Annotated in this window: 19 protein-coding genes; 8 read left to right on the top strand and 11 right to left on the bottom strand. The window is 66.7% G+C overall.

Annotation, left to right across the window (positions count from 1 at the left end):
* Positions 1-40: 40 nt before the first annotated feature.
* Positions 41-1000, bottom strand: a complete 960-nt coding sequence (gene rsmI, locus LPA35_RS15595; RefSeq protein ID WP_228897603.1) for a 16S rRNA (cytidine(1402)-2'-O)-methyltransferase — start codon at positions 998-1000, stop codon at positions 41-43.
* Between rsmI and LPA35_RS15590 the strand changes: the two genes are divergently transcribed.
* The 3 genes from LPA35_RS15590 to LPA35_RS15580 all read left to right on the top strand — a co-directional run bounded on the left by LPA35_RS15590 (position 1000) and on the right by LPA35_RS15580 (position 2781).
* Entirely contained in the window at positions 1000-1410 is a 411-nt protein-coding gene (locus LPA35_RS15590; RefSeq protein ID WP_228897602.1) for a YraN family protein, read from the top strand. The genes rsmI and LPA35_RS15590 overlap by 1 nt on opposite strands.
* 100 nt (positions 1411-1510) lie before the next feature.
* Positions 1511-2113, top strand: a complete 603-nt coding sequence (locus LPA35_RS15585; protein WP_121422035.1) for an SIS domain-containing protein — start codon at positions 1511-1513, stop codon at positions 2111-2113.
* Positions 2110-2781, top strand: coding sequence for a BON domain-containing protein (locus LPA35_RS15580; RefSeq protein WP_228897601.1), 672 nt, complete (start codon positions 2110-2112; stop codon positions 2779-2781). Before LPA35_RS15585 ends, LPA35_RS15580 begins: the two co-directional genes overlap by 4 nt.
* Before the next feature lie 223 nt (positions 2782-3004).
* On the opposite strand, the gene LPA35_RS15575 is transcribed toward LPA35_RS15580, so the two are convergent.
* The 4 genes from LPA35_RS15575 to LPA35_RS15560 all read right to left on the bottom strand — a co-directional run bounded on the left by LPA35_RS15575 (position 3005) and on the right by LPA35_RS15560 (position 7031).
* Complete coding sequence (locus LPA35_RS15575; RefSeq protein WP_055398401.1) at positions 3005-3919, bottom strand: NAD(P)-dependent oxidoreductase; 915 nt, start codon at positions 3917-3919, stop codon at positions 3005-3007.
* Positions 3920-4086: 167 nt separating this feature from the next.
* Complete coding sequence (locus LPA35_RS15570; RefSeq protein WP_218299054.1) at positions 4087-5223, bottom strand: PilT/PilU family type 4a pilus ATPase; 1137 nt, start codon at positions 5221-5223, stop codon at positions 4087-4089.
* Positions 5224-5284: 61 nt separating this feature from the next.
* Complete coding sequence (locus tag LPA35_RS15565; RefSeq protein ID WP_055398403.1) at positions 5285-5920, bottom strand: Crp/Fnr family transcriptional regulator; 636 nt, start codon at positions 5918-5920, stop codon at positions 5285-5287.
* Between the two features lie 67 nt (positions 5921-5987).
* A complete protein-coding gene (locus LPA35_RS15560; protein ID WP_055398404.1) occupies positions 5988-7031 on the bottom strand; it encodes a type IV pilus twitching motility protein PilT in 1044 nt (347 codons plus the stop codon).
* Between the two features lie 37 nt (positions 7032-7068).
* Between LPA35_RS15560 and LPA35_RS15555 the strand changes: the two genes are divergently transcribed.
* Positions 7069-7788: a YggS family pyridoxal phosphate-dependent enzyme gene (locus LPA35_RS15555; protein WP_228897600.1), complete on the top strand. Its 720-nt coding sequence runs from the start codon at positions 7069-7071 to the stop codon at positions 7786-7788.
* A 6-nt stretch (positions 7789-7794) separates the two neighbouring features.
* Here the strand turns inward: LPA35_RS15555 and ltaE are convergent, their stop codons facing one another.
* The 3 genes from ltaE to LPA35_RS15540 all read right to left on the bottom strand — a co-directional run bounded on the left by ltaE (position 7795) and on the right by LPA35_RS15540 (position 10926).
* Complete coding sequence (ltaE, locus tag LPA35_RS15550) at positions 7795-8865, bottom strand: low-specificity L-threonine aldolase (RefSeq protein ID WP_228897599.1); 1071 nt, start codon at positions 8863-8865, stop codon at positions 7795-7797.
* 109 nt (positions 8866-8974) lie between these two features.
* Positions 8975-10222 carry a branched-chain amino acid ABC transporter substrate-binding protein gene (locus LPA35_RS15545; protein ID WP_228897598.1) on the bottom strand — a complete coding sequence of 416 codons (1248 nt, stop codon included), beginning with the start codon at positions 10220-10222 and terminating at the stop codon, positions 8975-8977.
* A gap of 53 nt (positions 10223-10275) precedes the next feature.
* On the bottom strand, positions 10276-10926 hold the full coding sequence (locus LPA35_RS15540; protein ID WP_228897597.1) for a TetR/AcrR family transcriptional regulator: 651 nt from the start codon (positions 10924-10926) through the stop codon (positions 10276-10278).
* A gap of 155 nt (positions 10927-11081) precedes the next feature.
* On the opposite strand from LPA35_RS15540, the gene LPA35_RS15535 reads away from it, so the two are divergent.
* On the top strand, positions 11082-12692 hold the full coding sequence (locus LPA35_RS15535; RefSeq protein ID WP_228897596.1) for an AMP-binding protein: 1611 nt from the start codon (positions 11082-11084) through the stop codon (positions 12690-12692).
* Positions 12693-12779: 87 nt separating this feature from the next.
* Complete coding sequence (locus tag LPA35_RS15530; RefSeq protein WP_228897702.1) at positions 12780-16052, top strand: carboxyl transferase domain-containing protein; 3273 nt, start codon at positions 12780-12782, stop codon at positions 16050-16052.
* A gap of 28 nt (positions 16053-16080) precedes the next feature.
* Here LPA35_RS15530 and LPA35_RS15525 read toward each other — a convergent pair whose 3' ends face one another.
* Both LPA35_RS15525 and LPA35_RS15520 read right to left on the bottom strand, forming a co-directional pair.
* Positions 16081-16692, bottom strand: a complete 612-nt coding sequence (locus LPA35_RS15525) for a LysE family translocator (protein ID WP_228897595.1) — start codon at positions 16690-16692, stop codon at positions 16081-16083.
* Between the two features lie 98 nt (positions 16693-16790).
* A complete protein-coding gene (locus LPA35_RS15520; protein ID WP_228897594.1) occupies positions 16791-17597 on the bottom strand; it encodes an AraC family transcriptional regulator in 807 nt (268 codons plus the stop codon).
* A gap of 90 nt (positions 17598-17687) precedes the next feature.
* On the opposite strand from LPA35_RS15520, the gene LPA35_RS15515 reads away from it, so the two are divergent.
* Entirely contained in the window at positions 17688-18827 is a 1140-nt protein-coding gene (locus tag LPA35_RS15515; RefSeq protein WP_228897593.1) for an aminotransferase class V-fold PLP-dependent enzyme, read from the top strand.
* Between the two features lie 33 nt (positions 18828-18860).
* Entirely contained in the window at positions 18861-20156 is a 1296-nt protein-coding gene (locus LPA35_RS15510) for a DUF445 domain-containing protein (protein WP_228897592.1), read from the top strand.
* A 409-nt stretch (positions 20157-20565) separates the two neighbouring features.
* Here LPA35_RS15510 and LPA35_RS15505 read toward each other — a convergent pair whose 3' ends face one another.
* A complete protein-coding gene (locus LPA35_RS15505) occupies positions 20566-21000 on the bottom strand; it encodes a hypothetical protein (protein ID WP_228897591.1) in 435 nt (144 codons plus the stop codon).
* Between the last annotated feature and the right edge of the window lie 138 nt (positions 21001-21138).

Raw genomic sequence — 21138 nt, 5'->3', positions numbered from 1 at the left:
AAGCGCCAGGTGCCAATTTGGCCTGAAATCCGAGGTGCTATCAGCTCCCGGCGTCGCCTGCTTCGTCCTCGTCTTCCCCGCTCGCGCCGCTGCGCTTCCACGCCAGGGCCGTGTCGTACAGCACATTGCGCGATGCACCCGTGATCTCGGCAGCCAGGCGCACGGCGGTTTTCAGCGGCAGCTCCTGCACCAGCAGGCGCAACACCCGCAGGCTGGCGCCATCGTCGCTGGCCACCGCCACCGGGTGCAGCAGCACCACAAACTCGCCGCGCGAGCGCTGGGGTGTGCCGTCCAGCCAAGCTGTCAGCTCCCGGGCGGGCCGCGTGGTCACTTCCTCGAACTGCTTGGTCAGCTCCCGTGCCAGCGTTACCGGACGATCACCCAGCACCGCCAGGGCCTGGGCCAGCTCGTTGATGCGGTGGGGGGCTTCAAGCAGCACCACGCAGCGCGGCTCCAGGGCCAGCTGCTGCGCAATCACCGTGGCGCGTTCGGCGTTCTTCACGGGTAGAAACCCTGCGAACACAAAACCGCCATGTTCAGTGCTGTGGGCCACTGCGCCTGCCACGCTCAGCGCTGTGGTGATGCTGCTGGCGCCGGGCAGGGGCACGGCCCGCAGGCCCGCCGCCTGCACGGCGGCCACGAGCCGGGCGCCAGGGTCACTCACGCCGGGCGTGCCAGCGTCACTCACGTAGACCACGCGCTGGCCCAGCTGCAGCCGCTGCACCACGTTCTGCGCGGCTTCGGCCTCGTTGTGCTGGTGCACGGCCAGCAGTTGGGCGGCACCCTTGTCGATGCCGTAGGCGCGCAGCATGGACTGCGTGTGGCGCGTGTCTTCGCAGGCCACGGTGTCGGCCATTTGCAGCACGTGCAGCGCGCGCAGGGTGATGTCGGCCAGGTTGCCGATGGGCGTGGCCACCACGTACAAGGCGCCCTCGGGATAATGCTGCGCAGCCGCCGCTTCGCGCGCGGCGCCCTGGGCTGAAGCGAAAGATGCGCTCAATGAAATTCCTTGGAAAGAGAAAACCGGCGGGGGGCTTTGGCCCGGCTGCCCCTGCCGCCACCACGCGCGAACGCGGCAATGTGGCGGAGGACCAGGCCTTGGCCCATCTGCAGGCGGCTGGCCTGCAACTGGTGGTGCGCAATTATCGGACGCCCGGGCGCGGCGGTGGCGAGATTGACCTGGTGATGCGCGAGCGGGACGGCACGCTGGTGTTTGTCGAAGTGCGCAGCCGGGCGGGCAGTGCGTTTGGCGGCGCGGGGGCCAGCATCGGTGCCACCAAGCAGCAGCGCATCATTTTTGCGGCCCGGCACTACCTGCTGCGCCTGCCATCGCCGCCGCCCTGCCGTTTTGATGTGGTGCTGGTCGAGGCTTCTGTGCAGTGGCTCAAGGCGGCCTTTGATGCGCAGTGACCCCATCCGTTCCCTGTCCCCCATTCGGGCTCCAAAGCAATGCCAGTGACTACGGTTTGCTACAAAAGCTGTAACACGCGGCGGGTATCATCGAGCCCTCATGCTTGAGCAACGCATCCAACAGCATTTCATCGACAGCGCAGACCTGAAGTACCAGGCCGCGCAGGTTTTGAGCCATCCCATCGCCGCCGCCGTGCAGGCCGTCCTGGCCTGTGTGACCAGCGGCGGCAAGGTGCTGGCCTGTGGCAACGGCCCCTCGGCCGCCGAGGCGCAGCAGTTCGCTGCGTTTTGCGTGGCGGGTTTCGAGCGCGAACGCCCCGAGCTGGCAGCGCTGGCCCTGACCTCCGACAGCACGCTGCTGACGGCCGCCACAGGAGGCAGTCACGACGCCGCCCAGCAGTTTGCCCGCCAGGTGCGTGCGTTGGGCCAGGCCGGTGACGTGCTGCTGGCCCTGTCAGTGTCTGGCAACGACGCCAACCTGCTGGCCGCTGCCGAAGCCGCCCACGAGCGCGACATGACCGTGGTGGTGCTGACCGGCCGCACCGGCGGCAAGCTGGCCGCCATGCTGCGCGAAACCGACGTGTTGATCAGCGTGCCCCACGACCGCGCAGCGCGCGTGCGCGAAGTCCATGCCCTGGTGCTGCATTGCCTGAGCGATGGTGTGGACGCCCAGTTACTTGGTGAACAGGAGAATCCGCTATGAAGCAAACAACCATGAACCGTACCCAGCGCACGGTGTGCACCGTGCTGGCCGCTGCCGCCCTTGCTGCAGGCCTGTCGGCCTGCGCGCCGCTGATCGTCGGGGGCGCCGTGGTGGGTGGCGTGATGGCCGTGGACCGCCGCACGGCGGGCACCCAGATCGAGGATGAAGGCATCGAACTGCGCGCGGCCAACCGTATTCGCGAGACTTTTGGCGACCGGGTGCACGTGAACGTGACGAGCTACAACCGCCAGGCCCTGCTGACGGGCGAAGTCCCCAATACGCAGGAGCGCCAGGCCGTCGAGCAATTGGTGTCGCAGGTGGAGAACGTGCGCTCGGTGGTGAACGACCTGACCATCACCACCTTCTCCAGCACCCTGAGCCAGCGTTCCAACGACACCTTCATCACCGGCAAGGTCCGCGCCAGCCTGGTGGACGCGCAGGACATCTCGGCCAATTCCTTCAAGGTGGTGACCGAGCGCAACGTTGTCTACCTGATGGGCCGTGTGTCGCAGCGCGAAGCCAACCGGGCCACCGAGATTGCGCGCGGGGTGAGCGGCGTGAGCAAGGTGGTGCGTGTGTTCGAGATTGTCTCGGAAGAAGAACTGCGCCGCATCGCTCCGCAGCCTGCACCCGTCACCACGGATGACACCAAGCCCTCTGGGGGCTGAAGATCGTTTTCAGCCGGCTCGACAGCCTGCGCAACTGGTAGATCAAAAAAATTCCCGGCTCGCACCACGCGACCCGGGATTTTTTCTTGGGGACTCCGCACCGCGCGGCTGCGTGAAACTGGCGTGGCCGAGGCCAGCACCCCCGCGCCAGGGCCGCCAAGCTGCGAATGCAGCGTTGCACTTGCGGGCGCTGGGGAAGGGCGCAAAGCGCCCACGGGGTGCTTTATTTCAACCGCTGGATGAGGGACGATGTATCCCAGCGGTTGCCACCCATTTTCTGCACATCGGCATAAAACTGGTCCACCAGGGCTGTCACCGGCACGCGTGAACCGTTGCGCTTGGCCTCATCGAGCACCAGGCCCAGGTCCTTGCGCATCCAGTCCACGGCAAAGCCAAAGTCGAACTTGCCGTCCACCATGGTCTTGCCACGGTTGTCCATCTGCCAGCTTTGGGCGGCGCCTTTGCCGATCACGTCGAGGACCTGTTTCATGTCCAGCCCCGCGTTCTGGCCAAAGGCCACGGCCTCGGACAGGGCCTGCACCAGCCCGGCAATACAGATCTGGTTGACCATCTTGGCCAGCTGGCCCGAGCCACTGGCACCCAGCAGCGTGAAGGCACGCGAGAACGCCATGGCTACGGGTTGGGCTGCCTCGAAGGCTGCGGCATCGCCGCCGCACATCACGGTGAGCAGGCCGTTCTGCGCGCCAGCCTGGCCGCCCGATACGGGGGCATCCACAAACTGCAGGCCCAACGCCTGGGCGGCTGCGTACAGCTCGCGCGCCACCTCGGCCGATGCCGTGGTGTGGTCCACAAAAATCGCACCCGGCTTCATGCCCGCAAAGGCGCCGTCCGCACCCAGCGTCACAGAGCGCAGGTCATCGTCGTTGCCCACGCAGCAGAACACGATGTCCGCGCCCGCAGCGGCTTCGCGCGGCGTTGCCGCATGTTTTGGCGCCTTGGCGCTTGCATATTCTGCGCACCAAGCTATTGATTTGGTAGCGGTCCGGTTGTAAACCGTCACCTCATGCCCGGCCAGTGCAAGGTGTCCGGCCATCGGGTAGCCCATCACACCCAAGCCCAGAAAGGCGACCTTGCGGGAAGGGGTGGCGTCGTAGTTGCGGGGGTTGGTGCTTGGCATGGAAATGGTTCTTGTGAGAAAAGGCCGCCATGTTGACGGCGTTTGAAACTGGCGCGGCCTGGGCCAGCGGACGCCGTGGAACTGGCTTTGCCAGGCCACTGGCGTCGTCCCCCTTCCCGCGCGCCGCGCAAGAGAAGGGGGAAGCGGCGCAGCCGCTCAGGGGGTTGTCACACAATCGCGAAATGCTCGGTACCCGAAGCCAGGTCTGGCGACTTGGCGCGCTGGCTGTTGAGCTTGATCTGCAGGCGCAGGTCATTGAGCGAGTCGGCATTGCGCAGCGCGTCTTCGTAGCTGATCACGTTGGCCTCGTACAGGTCGAACAGCGCCTGGTCAAAGGTCTGCATGCCCAGGTTGCGGCTCTTTTTCATGATCTCCTTGATCTCGGAGACATCGCCCTTGAAGATCAGGTCGGAGATCAGCGGCGTGTTCAGCATGATCTCTACCGCAGCCGCACGGCCCTTGCCGTCCTGCTTGGGGATCAGGCGCTGCGACACCATGGCGCGCAGGTTCAGCGACAAATCCATCAGCAGCTGCGCGCGGCGCTCTTCAGGGAAGAAGTTGATGATGCGGTCCAGCGCCTGGTTGGCGCTGTTGGCGTGCAGCGTGGCCAGGCACAGGTGGCCGGTTTCGGCAAAGGCCACGGCGTGTTCCATGGTCTCGCGGTCGCGGATTTCGCCCATCAGGATCACGTCGGGCGCCTGGCGCAGCGTGTTCTTGAGGGCCGCTTCCCAGCTGTCGGTGTCCAGCCCCACTTCGCGCTGCGTGACCACGCAGTTCTTGTGCGGGTGCACGAATTCCACCGGGTCTTCCACCGTGATGATGTGGCCGAACGAGTTCTCGTTGCGCCAGTCCACCATGGCGGCCAGCGTGGTCGACTTGCCCGAGCCCGTAGCACCCACCAGGATGCACAGGCCGCGCTTGGTCATCGTCACTTCCTTGAGCACCTGCGGCACGCCCAGGCCGTCGATGGTGGGCAGCGTGAGCGGAATCGTCCGCATCACCATGCCCACGTGTCCTTGCTGGATGAAGGCGTTGACGCGAAAGCGGCCGATGCCGGCGGGCGAGATCGCGAAGTTGCACTCCTTGGTGCGTTCAAAGTCGGCCACCTGCTTGTCGCTCATGATGGCGCGCGCCAGCGTGAGCGTGTGGTTGGGGGAGAGGGGCTGGGGCGACACCTTGGTCACCTTGCCATCCACCTTGATGGCGGGTGGAAAGTCTGCGGTGATGAACAAGTCGCTGCCGTTGCGGCCCACCATCAACTTGAGCAGGTCATTGATGAATTTACTGGCCTGATCGCGTTCCATCAGAAGTTCTCCCGGGGCTGTTCGTCGGCTGGACGATCATTGATCTTTTCGTGGCGCATCATTACTTGTGGTTGTCGCTCAGGCGCGCACTCACCACACGCAGGCGCAGCGACAGCTTGCGGGCCAGCAGTGCAATCAGGCTGGCTGCAAGCTGCGGGTCCTTGGTCATCATGTCGTCCATGGCTTCGGCGCTCAGCACGGCGATCTCGCAGTCGGTGAGCGTGGTGCAGGCCGAAAAGCGGATGCCGCTGTCGAGCAGCGACATCTCGCCCAGGATGTCACCGGGCCGCGTCTCGGCCAGGCGCAATTGCTCGCCCCAGGGCTGCACACGGTCCACGGCGATGGTGCCCGTGAGCAGCACCACCATGAAATTGCCGTACTCGTCCTGGCGGATCACATCGCGGTTGGACGGGATGGCCGCAAATTCGAAGAAGCGCTCCATGCGCTCCACGGCGTCCTTGTCCAGGTGCGCCATGTACTTGTCCTTGGCCCACAGCCCTTGCAGCAGCTTGCCGCCTCGGCTGGTGGGCAGGCGTTTGGCACCTACTTCCACGGCACGTGCCTCCCAGGGCACCAGCATCGAATCGTCTACGCCCTGGCCTGCAAAGGCCGTGGAGAACAGCACGGAATCCGTGTGGTCCTCCGCAGGCTTGCCGCCCCGGGTTTTCATTTTCAGAAGGCTCAGAATGCCTTTCATATCGGGCTCCGGTATGCGGCGCCTGCGGGGGCCGCAAAGTCGTTCATGGGTGTGTGATGCGGGGGGCTCAGCCAGGGAAGTTCTCGGGGATCTTGGCCTTGCTGCGGGCCTCGGCCGGGCTGATGATGTTGCGGCGCACGAGGTCGGTGAGGTTCTGGTCCAGCGTCTGCATACCCACGCTGTTGCTGGTCTGGATGGTGGAGTACATCTGCGCTACCTTGGCCTCGCGGATCAGGTTGCGGATGGCGCTGGTGCCCAGCATGATCTCGTGCGCGGCCACGCGGCCCGAGCCATCCTTGGTCTTGCACAGTGTCTGCGAGATCACTGCCTGCAGCGACTCGGACAACATCGCACGCACCATTTCCTTTTCTTCGGCGGGGAACACGTCGATGATCCGGTCAATGGTCTTGGCAGCGCTGGAGGTGTGCAGCGTGCCAAACACCAAGTGGCCCGTTTCCGCCGCCGTCATGGCCAGGCGGATGGTTTCGAGGTCGCGCATTTCACCCACCAGAATGGCGTCCGGGTCTTCGCGCAGTGCGGACTTCAGCGCGGCAGCGAACGACAGCGTCATCGGCCCCACTTCGCGCTGGTTGATCAGGCACTTCTTGGATTCGTGCACGAACTCGATCGGGTCTTCCACCGTGAGGATGTGGCCGTATTCGGTTTCGTTGAGGTAGTTCACCATGGCCGCGAGCGTGGTGGATTTGCCCGAGCCCGTAGGCCCGGTCACCAGCACCAGGCCGCGCGGCTTGAGGGCCAGGTCGCCGAAGATCTTGGGTGCGTTGAGCTGCTCCAGCGTCAGGATCTTGCTTGGAATGGTCCGGAACACGGCGGCGGCGCCCCGGTTCTGGTTGAAGGCGTTGACGCGAAAACGTGCCAGGCCTTCGATTTCAAACGAGAAGTCGACTTCCAGAAACTCTTCATACGTCTTGCGCTGGGCGTCGCTCATGATGTCGTACACCATGGCATGCACCGTCTTGTGGTCCAGCGCATCGACGTTGATGCGCCGCACATCGCCGTGGACCCGGATCATGGGCGGCAGGCCTGCGGAGAGGTGCAGGTCGGAGGCCTTGTTCTTGACGCTGAACGCGAGCAGTTGGGTAATGTCCACGGAATCCCTCTATCGTTTGGTACGCTTGCCAAACATTATGACCACGATTGCTAACAACCTCCAACAGGTTCTGGGCAGGATGGCGCAGGCGTGCAAAGCCGCCGGGCGCGATCCGGCCAGCGTTTCCTTGCTGGCCGTTTCCAAGACCTTTGGCGCCGATGCGGTGCTGGAGGCCGTGGCCGCCGGCCAGCGCGACTTCGGCGAAAACTACATCCAGGAAGGCGTGGACAAGATTGCAGCTGTGCACGCTGCCTTGCCCGGTGCAGCTTTGCAGTGGCACTGTATTGGCCCCATTCAGAGCAACAAGACCCGCCTGGTGGCCGAGCACTTTGACTGGGTGCATACGGTGGACCGGCTCAAGATCGCCGAGCGCCTGTCGGCCCAGCGGCCCGATCACCTGCCGCCGCTGCAGATATGTATCCAGGTCAATATCGATGGAGGCCCCACCAAGTCAGGGGTGGCTCCTGCTGAAACGCTGGAGTTGGTGCGGGCTGTCGCAAAACTGCCACGGCTGGTGGTGCGGGGGCTCATGAGCATTCCGGACCATGCTCCTGAATTTGGAGCGCAACTGGCAATCCACACCAGCGCCAAGAGGCTTTTTGACCAAATATCTGCCTTGGGCGAACCGGGCCTGGGGAAGTTCGACACCCTGTCCCTGGGCATGACGGCCGATCTGGAGGCCGCCATCCAGGCGGGCAGCACGCTGGTGCGCGTGGGCACCGGCGTGTTTGGTGGACGGACCTACCCCGCCGCCTGAGCGGGCTCAGCCCGGCAGCGTGAAGCGCGCCACGCAATCCAGCGCTGCCGTCACGTCCGCCTCGCTCACATCCAGGTGCGTCACCCAGCGCAGCCGGGTGGCGCCGCCATACAGGCTGCTGGTCACGCGCACGCCGTGCTGCGCCAGCCAGGCGGTGAAGGCTGGGGCCACCTCTGCGTGCAGGTCGGTGAAGAGGATGTTGGTCTGCCACGGCAGCACGGTGAGCTTGCCCTGCAGCACAGGGTGGCTGCGGTTGGCTTCAGCCAGCCCTTGCGCCAGCCGGTCCAGGCGGGCGTGGTCTTCCGCCAGGCGCCGCACATGGTGCTGCAGCGCATAGTGGCCGGCAGCCGCCAGCACACCCGCCTGTCGCATGCCACCGCCCAAAATCTTGCGGGTGCGGCGCGCCTGCCGGATGAAGTCGCGCGAGCCCAGCACCAGCGAGCCCACAGGCGCACCCAGGCCCTTGCTCAGGCACAGCGACGCGGAATCAAAGTGGCTGCACAGCGCGCGCGCTTCCGCGTACACATCGGTACCGTTGCGCGCGGCATTGGCCGTGGCGGCGTTGAACATGCGTGCGCCGTCCAGGTGCATGGCCAGCCCCCGGCTGCGCGCCAGCTGTGCCACCCCGGCGATGTAGGCGGGCGGCAGCACCTGGCCGCCGGTGGTGTTCTCCAGCACCACGAGGCGGGTGCGCGCAAAGTGCGGGTCATCGGGCTTGATCGCGGCGGCGATGTCGGCCAGACGCAGGGTGCCGTCAGGCTGCGTTTCCACGGGCTGGGGCTGGATGGAGCCCAGCACCGCCATGCCACCCGCCTCCCAGCGGTAGGTGTGCCAGCTCTGGCCCACGATGGCCTCGTCGCCGCGCTGGCAGTGGCCCCACAGTGCGATCAGGTTGGTCTGCGTGCCCGAGGGGGCGAACAGCGCAGCCTCGAAACCCAGCAGCTCGGCGGCATGTTCCTGCAGTGCGTTCACTGAAGGGTCGTCGGCAAACACATCGTCGCCCAGCGGGGCCTTGAACATGGCCTCGCGCATAGCGGGCGTGGGCTGGGTGACGGTGTCGCTGCGAAAGTCGGGCATGGGCGCGGTCCTTGTGGGTCGGGTCAATGAATGCAATGACCGGCCATGGTAGCGGCGGCCTGTGGCGGTTGCCGCTGTGGGGATTTCGGCGCCCTTCGGCGCCGTGGCATCAAGGCCGCGTCATCTTGCACTCGGTGCCTTGGGCTATTTCATTGCCGGTGTAGGCCGCATCGGTGCGAAAGCCATAGTTGGTGCCTTCCCAGCCCACCTTCACGGCCTTGCCGTCCACCGGCGCGATGGTGTTGACCACCTGGGGTAGCAGCAGCTGGTGGTCTTCGCCGCGCATGCGCACGGGGCCCACCACCGAATCAATCGTCAGGTCTTCCAGCGCGCGAGCCACGTTCACCGGGTCGGTGGACTGGGCCTTGTTGATGGCGGCGGCGAGGAAGCGCGGCGTCATCTCGATGCGCGGCGCGAGGAAGTCCTTGCCCGTCTTGGTCTTGTAGGTCTTGGCCAGCGCGTCCACCTTGGGGGTGTCGGCCTGTCCGGGGTGCCATTCGGCCACCCAGGTCAGCTGGCCTTGCTTGGCCTGCGACACCGCCAGCACCGTGCCGGGGATGGAGCCCGCGCTGTGGTTGAAGTAGCGCAGGTTGTAGCCCGCGTCACCCGCCGCCTTGAGCAGCAGCGTCATGTCCTGCCCCCAGTTGCCGGTGATGACCGAGTCGGCCTCGGTGCTCTTGACCTTGGCGAGGTAGGGCGCAAAGTCCTTCACGCGGCCGATGGGATGCAGCGCCTCGCCCACAAACTGGATGTCGGGCCTCGCCAGGCCCACCATCTCGCGGCCATAGTGCGCCCACTGCTTGCCGTGCGCGTAGTCCTGGTTCAGCAGGTACACCTTCTTGATGTCCGGCTGCTTCTTGATGTAGTTGGCGATGGCCTTCATCTTCATGGCCGTGTTGGCCTCGAACTGGAAGTGCCAGAAGTTGCACGCCTTGCCCGTGAGTTCGGGGTCGATGGAGGAGTGGTTCAGCACCAGGATCTCCTTGCCCGGGTTGCGCTGGTTGTGGCGCGCTGCCGCCTGCACCAGCGCCGTGACCACGGACGAGCCCGAGCCGCCCGTCACGATGGCCTTGGCTCCCTGGTCAATGGCGGCCTGCAGCGCGCTTTGGCTCTCTTGCGCCGAGAGCTTGCTGTCGAACTGCAGCAGCTGCAGCTTGGTGCCCTTGAGCACGCCGCCCTTGGCGTTGATGTCCTCGATGGCGTACTGCGTGTGGGTGAGCATCAGCTCACCCACGTTGGCGAACGGGCCCGACAGCGGGTCGATGTAGGCAACCTTGAAGGTCTCCTGTGCGCTGGCGGCCGTGCCGATGAGTAGTGCCGCCGCAGCGGCCAGGGGGGTGAGGAACACGGTTTTCATGGGTTTTGTCTCCGGTGGTTGTTGTGCTTGGTGTAGGGGTGCTGCGATGCGCGTCAGGCTGAGTTGCGCTTGCGGGTTCGCCGCAGCCCCAGCACACGCCAGGCCAGCTGCGCCAGCTCCTGCGCCACCTCGTCTTGCGACAGGCGGCCGTCAGGGCGGTACCAGTTGTAGAGAAAGCCGGGCAGGCTGCAGGCGGCCAGGGCGGTGATCTTGGTGTCGTTGAACTCGAACATGCCGTCCTGGCGGCCCTGTTCGAGCAGTGCACACAGCCGGTCGTAGAAGTGGTTCGCCAAATCCTTCTGCGCCGCCAGGTACTCGGGCCGGTACACCTGCGGCTCGCGGTACGGGAAGAACGCCGACGGGTGGTGCTCCAGCGTGGCGCGGATCAGCCGCTCGATGCCCACCGTCACCTTCACATGGGCAGGCCGGTCATCGTCCGCCGCAAAGTCCATCGCAGTGAAACACGCCACGGCAGGCGCCCACGACAGCGTCTCGAAGATCTCCTGCTTGTTGCGAAAGTAGTAGTACACAAAGGGCTTGGTCACGCCCAGCTGCTGCACGATCTGCTCGATGGTGGTGTTGGCGTAGCCCTGCGCATCGAACAGCGCCTCGGCCGCGCGCAAGATGCGTTCGCGCTTCTCGTCCGACCCGGCCGTGGCGGCCTTCTGGCGGCCGCTGGCCTGCACGGGGGGCTGCTGGTTCATCGGTGTCCTTTGCGCGACGTTGAAGTTATACCCATGGGTAGCATTGTTCTACCGAGCGGTATATATTGGCAAGACGCTGGCGGGTGAGGGCGCTCAGAGAAAACCCTGAGTAGCCGCCAAGAACCAGCGATTCCAGACACCTCGGAGACAACGCCATGCCTTCTGCCGCACCGCAGCTGCCGCTGCACGAACACCTGCGCCGCCACGCGCGCGAAACGCCCGACCGCATCGCCTACCTCTGGTACGGCCAGCCCCTCACGTGGGCGCAGCTTGATGCGGCCAGTGATGCATTTGCCGCGCGCCTGCAGGCGCTGGGTGTGGCCAAGGGCGAGCCCGTGGCACTGTTCATGAACAACTGCCCGCAGTACGTGATGGCGCACTACGGCATCCAGAAGATCGGCGCCATCGTCTGCCCTTGCGGGCCGCTGAACAAGGAGCATGAGCTGGAGTACCAGCTCACCGACCTGCAGGCGCGCGTGATCGTCGCGGCCGATGTGCTGCTGCCCGTGGTGGACAAGGTGCGCGCCAAGACCGCGCTGCAGCAGGTGTTTGTGGTGCGCTATGCCGAGCTGCTGCCCGAGAGCGAGCCCAGCATCGACGTACCCGCCGAGCTCCTGGCCATGCGCGCCGCCATGGCGCCGGTGCCTGCGGGCTGCGAAGACTTCCTGGCCGCCACCCGCACCGGCGCGCGGCCTGCGCCCGTGGCGCTGTCGATGGATGACGTCTCGCTCATGACCTACACCTCGGGCACTACCGGGTTACCGAAGGGCGCGATGCTGAGCTACGGCAACGCCACGTTCAAGACCGCGGCATCGGCGGACTGCAACGGCATGACACCGCACGAAACGCTGCTGGCGGTGGCGCCGCTGTACCACATCGCCGGCATGGTGATGGGCGTGAACCTGCCGGTCTACACCGGCGCCACCGCCGTGCTGCTGTACCGTTTTGACCCACTGGGCGTGGCCCAGGCGCTGGAGCGCCACCGCGTGACCTGGTGGTACAGCATCGCGCCCATGAACGGCGCGCTCATGCAGGTGCCCGGCGCACGCGAGATGGACTGGAGCGCGCTGCGCCGCAACCCAGTCACCAGCTTCGGCATCACCTTTACCGAGGCGCTGGCCCTGCAGTGGCAGCAGTTCGCGCCGAACTGCATCTCCCACGAGGCGGCCTATGGCCTGTCCGAAACCCACACGGTGGACACCGCCATGCCGGTGGACGCGATCCGCTGGGGCACCCAGGGCAAGCCCGTGCCGGGCAACACCCTGCGCATCGTCGACCCCGAAACCGGCGCGCCGCTGGCTGCTGGCGAGGTGGGCGAGATCACCATCCACGGCCCCGGCAACTTCAAGGGCTACTGGAACAAGCCCGAGGCCACGGCCAAGACCCTGCGTGACGGCTGGGTCTACACCGGCGACATGGGCAAGATCGATGCGGACGGCTATGTCACCTTCATCGGCCGTTTCAAGGAAATGATCAAGGTGTCGGGCTACAGCGTGTTCCCCGAAGAGGTCGAGACCCTGCTCATCAAGCACCCCGCCGTGGCCCAGGCCGCCGTGATTGGCGTGCCCGATGCAGAAAAGGGCGAGGTGGTGCGCGCCTTCATCGTCAAGAAGCCCGGCCAGGATGTGGACGCCGCCGGCCTGGTGGCCTGGTGCCGCGAGAACATGGCGCCCTACAAAGCCCCGCGCGAGGTGCGTTTCATCGACGCACTGCCCGCCACCGGCGCTGGCAAAGTGCTGCGCCGCCTGCTTCGGGATATTGCGTGATTGAATGAGAAATTGGCTGCTGGCGCCTGATGAATATGCGCTGGTAGCTATACAAAACATAGCGACTGCCCTATGCCATCTTCTGTTCTGTTCACCAAAGTGCTGGTTGCCAACCGTGGCGAGATCGCACTGCGCACTGTGCGCGCCCTGCACGACCTGGGCATTGCCAGCGTGGCCGTGTATGCCGACGATGACGCCACCAGCCCCCATGTCCACGCAGCCAGTGCGGCCGTGGCGCTGGGCGCCACCGGCCCGGCGGCGTACCTGGACGGTGCGCGCTTCATCGCCATTGCGAAGGCGCAGGGCTGCGACGCCGTGCACCCGGGCTACGGCTTCTTGAGCGAGCGCGCCGACTTTGCCCGCGCGTGCGCCGAGGCGGGGCTGCGCTTCATCGGCCCCACGCCTGCGCAGCTCGCGCTGTTCGGCGACAAGGCGCAGGCCCGTGCGCTGGCGCAGCAGCAGGGCGTGCCGCTCATGCCCGGCACGCAGACGGCCGTGAAGCTGCAGGAGGCGCAGGCCTTCTTCGCGCAGCACGCCCATGCTGGCATCGTCATCAAGGCCATCGGTGGCGGCGGCGGGCGCGGCATGCGCGCGGTGGCATTGGTCGATGACTTGCCTGCTGCCTACGCGCGCTGCCGCAGCGAGGCGCAGGCCGCCTTTGGTGTGGACGGCGTGTACGTGGAACGCCTGATGGGCAACGCGCGCCACATCGAGGTGCAGGTGCTGGGTGACGGGCGCGAGGTGATCGCGCTGGGCGAGCGCGAATGCACGCTGCAGCGGCGCTTTCAGAAGGTGGTGGAGATCGCGCCCAGTCCTTCGTTGCCCGCGCCGCTGCGCGAGCGCATCACCGCTGCTGCGCTGGACATGGCGCGCGCCGTGGCCTACGAGGGCCTGGGCACGTTCGAGTTTCTGGTGGACCTGGCCTCGAACGACCTGCCGTTTGTGTTCATCGAATGCAACCCACGCCTGCAGGTGGAGCACACCATCACCGAAGAAGTGACCGGCGTGGACTTGGTGCAGGCGCAGATCGCACTGGCCGCAGGCCGCACGCTGCAGGACATCGGCCTCGACCCCGCCGCACCGCCCGCCGTGTTGGGCTTTGCCGTGCAGTGGCGCATCAATGCCGAAACGCTGGACGCACAGGGCAACGCCACCCCCGGCAGCGGCACGCTCAGCCGCTTTGACCTGCCCGCAGGCCCCGGCGTGCGCGTGGACACGCACGGTGCAGCGGGCGCCACGCCGTCGCCGCACTACGACACGCTGCTGGCCAAGCTCATCGTGCACACGCGCAGCCCGCGTTTTGCGGATGCGCTGCGCCGCTCGCAGCGCGCGCTGGCCGAGTGCCGCATCGACGGCGTGGCCACCAACCTCGCGCTGCTGCAGGCCCTTGCCGCACGGCCCGAGATGGAGAGCCAGCAGGTGCACACGCGCTGGCTGGAATCCGTGTTGCCTGAATTGCTGGGTGCTTCCAATAACATAGCTTTCAGCGCTTATCCATCAAGCTCTGGCGGCCAAAAAGACTCAAATTTCTCAATGCCTGCACCCGAAGGTGCCGTGCTGGCCCCCATGCCCGCCCGCCTGGTGCAGCTGAGCGTGGCCGAGGGCGACGTGGTCGCTGCCGGCGCCGAGCTGGCCGTGCTCGAAGCCATGAAGATGGAGCATGTGCTGCTGGCCCCACACGCGGGCCGCGTCGGCGCGCTGCTGGCCGTGGCCGGTGGCTACGTCGCGCAGGGGCAGCCGCTGCTGGTGCTGGACGCGGTGGATGATGCGGCCGATGTCGAAGTGCAGGGCAGCGCTGCGCACGACCCCGACCACATCCGCGCCGACCTGCAACGCGTGATCGACCGCCACGCCTTCACGCTCGACGCCGCGCGCCCCGACGCCATGGCCAAGCGCCACGCGCAAGGCGGCCGCTCCGCGCGCGAGAACATTGCCGACCTGTGCGACGACGGCAGCTTCATCGAATATGGGGCCCTCGCCATTGCTGCGCAGGCGCGCCGCCGCAGCAAGGAGGACCTGATTGCCAACACGCCCGCCGACGGCATGGTCACGGGCATTGGCGGCATCAATGGCGCACTGTTTGGCGACGAGAAGTCCCGCGCCGTGGTCATGTCGTATGACGCCACCGTGCTCGCAGGCACCCAGGGCGCTCGCAACCACGCCAAGACCGACCGCATGCTGGGCATTGCCCTGGCGCAGAAGCTGCCGGTGGTGCTGTTTGCCGAGGGCGGCGGCGGGCGCCCGGGCGACACCGACATGCCCGTGGTGGCGGGGCTGCATGTGCACACGTTTGCGAGCTACGCGGCGCTGTCGGGCCAGGTGCCTGTTGTCGGCATCGCTGCGGGGCGCTGCTTTGCGGGCAATGCGGCGCTGCTGGGCTGCAGCGACGTGATCATTGCCACCCGCGCCAGCAACATTGGCATGGGCGGCCCGGCCATGATCGAAGGTGGTGGGCTGGGCGTCTTCAAGCCCGAGCAGATCGGCCCGAGCCGCGTGCAGCATGCCAACGGCGTGATCGACGTGCTGGTCGATGACGAGGCCGGGGCGGTGCAGGCCGCGCGCCACTATCTGTCGTTCTTCCAGGGCCGCACATCGCAGTGGTCTGCACCCGACCAGCGCCTGCTGCGCGCCGTGGTGCCCGAGAACCGCCTGCGCGTGTACGACACCCGCACGGCGATGGCCGGCCTGGTGGACGAGGGCAGCCTGCTGCCGCTGCGCACCGGCTTCGGCGCCGGCATCCACACCGCGCTGGCGCGCATCGAAGGCCGCCCCGTGGGCCTGCTGGCCAACAACCCGCAGCACCTGGGCGGCGCCATCGACGCCGATGCGGCCGACAAGGGCGCGCGCTTCATGCAGCTGTGCAACGCGCATGGCCTGCCTATTGTGAGCCTGGTGGACACGCCCGGCTTCATGGTCGGCCCCGGGGTCGAAGCCACGGCCCAGGTGCGCCACGTGAGCCGCCTGTTCGTCACCGCCGCCAGCCTGCGCGTGCCCACCTTCAGCGTGGTGCTGCGCAAGGGTTACGGCCTGGGCGCCATGGGCATGACGGCCGGGGGCTTCCATGCGCCCGTGTTCACCGTGGCCTGGCCCACGGGCGAGTTCGGCGCCATGGGGCTCGAAGGCGCCGTGCGCCTGGGCTTTCGCAAGGAGCTGGAGGCGCTGCCCGAGGGCGCCGAGCGCGACGCGCTGTTTGCCAAGCTGCTGGCCAAGTCCTACGCCAACGGCGAGGCGATGCACATGGCCGCCACGCTGGAGATCGACGCGGTGATCGACCCGGCCGACACCCGGGCGTGGCTGGCGCGGGGGTTGGCATCGGCGCAGGTGGCGCCGCTGGGTCCACGTTGCATCGATACCTGGTGAAGCAGCACGGCACCTGACACGGTGGTGCCTATCGGTGCATCAGGGCGAGCTTTGCGCCGAGCCCGACAAACGCGGCCGCAAAGCCGCGGCGCAGCCACACCAGCGTGCCGGGGCGCTGCAGCACCTGGTCACGAAACCGGGCGGCAAAGACGCCATACCCCAAGAACACCACAAAGGTCATGGCCATGAAGACCAGCGAGAGCTGGAGCATGCGCCACGCGGGCTGCGCTTCGCCCGGTGCGATGAACTGCGGCAGAAAGGTGAGGAAGAACAGCGACAGCTTGGGGTTGAGCAGGTTGATCAGCATGGCTTCCGCGATACGCCCACTGGCAGCGCGTGTGGGCGCGTCAGTGCGAACCTCCAGTGTGGCGGGCGAGCGCCACGTGGCCCAGCCCATGTAGACCAGGTAGGCGACCCCCGCGAAGCGCAGGACTTCGAATGCCGTGGCGCTGGCGTTGAGGAGCGCGGCCAGCCCGGTGATCGCCGCCAGCAGGTGCGGCACGATGCCGAGCGTGCAGCCCAGCGCCGTCACGGCGGCGGCCCGCGCGCCGCCCGAGAGTCCGGCCGCCACGGTCAGCAGGGTTCCTGGCCCCGGCGAGACGACCACGATGAGCGAGGTGATGAGAAATTCGATGCCCATGGCGAGAGGCCGCGCGGCGGCGGCGTGAAGTGGCGATGCCCGCAGCATCCGCCAACCCCCGCACAACGGTCTTGAACGAAATTGCAGGGGCCGGGCTGTCAGCCGCGTGCGCGGACGTAGGCGCCGGGTGTGATGCCAAAGCTGCGCGTGAAGAGGCGCGTCAGGTGGCTTTGGTCGGCAAAGCCACTGGCTGCGGCGACATCGGCCAGGGGCGTACCCGCACCCATCAGATGGCGCGCAAGCTGCAGTCGGCGCTGCAGCAGGTAGGCGTGTGGCGTCAGGCCCGTGGCCTGGGCAAATTGGCGCACGAGCTGGTAGCGGCTCATACTTGCTGCGTCGGCCATTTGCGCGAGGCTCCAGGGTGCGGTGGGATCGTCGTCCATCATGGTGCGAGCCCTGGTGATGGACGCGGCGGATTGTTGGTGGCCCTTCGGTCGCAGCAGGCCGCCCAGCACCTGCAACAAGCATTCCTCCACATGCAGCGCTGCGGCCGAGTGGTTGGGGCGGTGAGTGGCCGCGTCGAACAGCGCCAGTACCTGGGCCGCCAGCCGCGCATCGCGCATCGTCGGAGCATGGAATTCGAAAGCGGAGCCGAGCGGGCCCGGATGCACCTCGGCCGCCAATGGCGCCACCAGGGCAGGTTCCAGGTAGAGCATGCGCCAGGCGCGTCCACGCTCGTCCAGCGGCATGCCATCGTGGACTTCGCCGGGGTTGACCGTGATGGTGTCGCCTGGGCCCGATTCCACAATCCCCCGGCCGCTGGCCGATTTCTGCGCACCCCGCTCGATCACGCCCAGGCCGAACTGCAAGTGCATGTGCCTGCCGAAGACGAGGCGGGAGTCGGCCTGCATTGCTTCGATGCCGGGCAGTGCGGTGGGCAGGAATCGGAAGGGTTTTTGCTGCATGGCGCGCGGCCTTGGGGTGGCGCAGGGCCATGATAAGCTGACCTGATCGTCCCTTTTTCCTACCCCAGTTTCACACGCGGAGACTCCCCTATGCCCGGCCTTTTGCCCGATATCGACCCCGATGGTTTGCTCGAATTTTCGGTGGTCTACACCGATCGCGCGCTCAACCACATGTCCAAGCGCTTCACCGGCGTGGTGCAGGACATCCTGGGCACGCTCAAAGAGGTCTACCACGCCCACACGGCCGTGCTGGTGCCCGGCAGCGGTACCTTCGGCATGGAGGCCGTGGCCCGCCAGTTCGCCAACCGCGAGAAGGTGCTCATCGTGCGCAACGGCTGGTTCAGCTACCGCTGGAGCCAGATCTTTGATGCCGACACCGGTCTGGGCGGCGGTGCGGTGGTGTGCAAGGCGCGCCGCCAGGGCGATGGCCCGCAGGCGCCCTGGGCGCCGTGCCCGGCCGACGAGGTGGCGGCCACCATCCGCGCCGAAAAACCGAAGGTGGTGTTCGCGCCGCATGTGGAGACGGCCAGCGGCATCATCCTGTCGGACGACTACATCCGCACGTTGACGGCTGCTGCCCATGAGGTGGGCGCGCTGTTCGTGCTTGACTGCATCGCTTCGGGCGCGATGTGGGTGGACATGCAGGCCACGGGCGTGGACGTGCTCATCAGTGCGCCGCAAAAGGGATGGAGCGGCTCGCCCTGCTGCGCCATGGTGATGCTGAGCGAGCGTGCGCGCGAGGCCATTGAGGGCACCACGAGCAGCAGCTTCTCGTGCGACCTCAAGAAGTGGATGCAGATCGCCGAGGGCTACGAAAAGGGCCAGCACGCCTACCACACCACCATGCCCACCGACGCGCTGGTGCGCCTGTCCGAGGTGATGGCCGAGACGCGCGCCTACGGCTTTGCCAAGGTGCGTGACGAGCAGATCGAACTGGGCGCCAAGGTGCGGGCGCTGCTCGAATCGCGCGGCTTCCCCAGCGTGGCGGCCGACGGCTTCAAGGCGCCCGGCGTGGTGGTGAGCTACACCACCGACCCCGGCATCCAGAACGGCAAGAAGTTCATGGAAGTGGGCCTGCAGACTGCTGCGGGTGTGCCGCTGCAGTGCGATGAAGGGCCGGACTTCAAGACCTTCCGCATCGGCCTGTTTGGCCTGGAGAAGTGGCACAACGTGGACCGCACCGTGGGCCACTTGTCAAAGGCGCTGGACCAGATTGCGGCGGCGGCCTAACGGGTTGCGGTCTAGGTCGGCGGGCTTGCCCGGATGAAGCCAGAGACTGACAGCGCAACCGTCGCCCTGCGGCGTGCCAAACGGCAGGCGCTGGGACTGTTGCTGCTGGTGACGGCCGTGTTCATCGCCACCAGCGTGGTCGAACGCGGCCTGCTGCTCAACTGCGTGAAAGCCATGGCCGAGGCCGCCATGGTGGGTGCGCTGGCGGACTGGTTTGCGGTGGTGGCGCTGTTCCGGCGCCCGCTGGGCCTGCCCATTCCGCACACAGCGGTCATTGCGCGCAACCAAGCGCGCATTGGCCGCAACCTCGCCACCTTTGTGCGCGACAAGTTCCTGGATGTGTCCTCGCTGGTGTCTCTGATCCGCCGGCACGACCCCGCCGAGCGGCTGGCGCAGTGGCTGACTGCCCCCGGCAACGCCGCGCTGCTGGGCCACCAGGCCACGCGCCTGACATCGGCTGCGCTGGAGACGGTGCAGGACGCGCAGGTGGAGCGCTTCATCCACAAGGCCGCGCGTGCCTTGATCGGGCAGGTGGATATGTCGCGTGCCCTGGCGGCAGTGCTCGACACCCTCACGCACAATGGCCGTCACCAGGCGCTGCTGGACGACGTGCTGGCCAAGCTCATCGAACTGTTGCAGAACGAGCAAACCCGCACCTGGGTCGCGCAGTCCATCGTGGCCTGGCTCAAGAAGGACCACCCGCGCACCGAGAAGTTGCTGCCCAGCGACTGGCTGGGCGACAAGGGCTCGGCCCTGCTGGCCCGCGCGCTCGAGAGCCTGATGGCCGATGTGGCAACCAACCCGCAGCACGCACTGCGTGCGCAGTTTGATGTGGCGGTGCAGCGCTTTATCGAGCGCCTGCGCAGCGACCCGGAATGGGAGCGCAAGGGCGAGGAGATCCGCACCTGGCTGCAGACCGACGCCACGGTGGCAGGTTATGTGCAGACCTTGTGGCTGGATCTGCGCGGCGCTCTGCAACGCGACCTGGCCGATGCCGATTCGGTGCTGGCGCGGCAGGTGGGCAAGCTGGGGTTATGGCTGGGCGAGTCGCTGGCGGGGGATGCGGCGCTGCGGCAGTCGTTCAATGACCGGCTGGAGCGGTGGGTGGAGGGGCTGGCGCCGGATGTGTCGGCGTTTATTGCGCAGCACATTGAGGACACCGTGCGGCGATGGGATACCGAGGAGATGACGCAGCTGATTGAGCTGAACATTGGGAAGGATCTGCAGTACATCCGCATCAACGGGACCGTGGTGGGCGGGCTGATCGGGCTGGTGCTGTTTGTGGTGTCGCACGCGGGGGAGATTTGGAGGGCGGTGGTGGGCATCTGACCGCTCGTTCGGGCTGAGCCTGTCGAAGCCAGGGCATGCTGGTTCGAAAAGCATGCTGGTGTTGAGGGCGGAGGCCGGGACTCGCCCCGGCGGGCGAGGTACTTGTTCTTTGCTTCGCCAAAGAAAAGTACCCAAAAGAAAGGCGACCCCCAGTCTGCGACCCCTTCGCTGTGCGAAGGGGCAAACCTGCGGCGGGGCGGTTGCGGGGTGCGCCGTGGAACTCGCTTTGCTGCTGCGCAGCGCCGCTCGGACAACCACGGCGAGTCAGTTCACGAGGCATGCGCGCTCCGACGCGCATGCTCACCCCGCAACCGCCCCGCCGCAGGCGCAGCCAGCAGGGGTGGGGGAGCCGAACAGCCACACGGGCCATCGCGTTGCTCGGCCGCGCTCCGACGGCCTGGGGCTGGGCCTAGCGTGCCGCCTCATCCGCCGCCATGTGGGCCGCGTGTTCTTCCTGCAGGTGCTGCGCAATCTGCGCCCACGCCTGCTTGGCCTCGGCGTCCTGCGCCCAGGCGTAGCAACTGGCGATATGCATGGCCGTCACCGCATGGTGTGGGTCGAGAGCAAAGGCCACCTCGCATTGCAGCGCAGCCTGCCGCCACATGGCCGTCGCATCCTCTGATCCTTCTTTCTGCAGCGCATGGGCTTCTGCCACCCACGCCTGCCCCAGGCGAAACGCCGCAGCGTGCAGCCCGGGGTCGGCGTCATGCGCTCGTTGAAACAACACCCCCGCCTGCCGCCACAACGCCCGCGCTGCGGCAAAGTCCTGCGTGGCCACGGCCTGTGCCTGGACGACTAAGGCGTTGCCGGATTGGAGAAGGGTAGTGGCGGTTTCGCTGGGCATGGATTTGGAAGAAGGATAGGGTGCGGATTGTCGATGGTATTGCTGGGCCACTCTGACAGATTCTGCCGATGCAACAGCCGAAACGGTCACCTATGTGAAGGTAGCCGTTGGTGTGAGCGGGGAGATCGCGCAGCGCGC

Origin of the sequence: Acidovorax sp. Leaf73 (assembly GCF_916855635.1) — a bacterium.
GTDB lineage: Bacteria > Pseudomonadota > Gammaproteobacteria > Burkholderiales > Burkholderiaceae_C > Acidovorax > Acidovorax facilis.
Note: the sequence above shows the minus strand (reverse complement) of the source record. Positions and strands in the feature narration are given on the sequence as shown.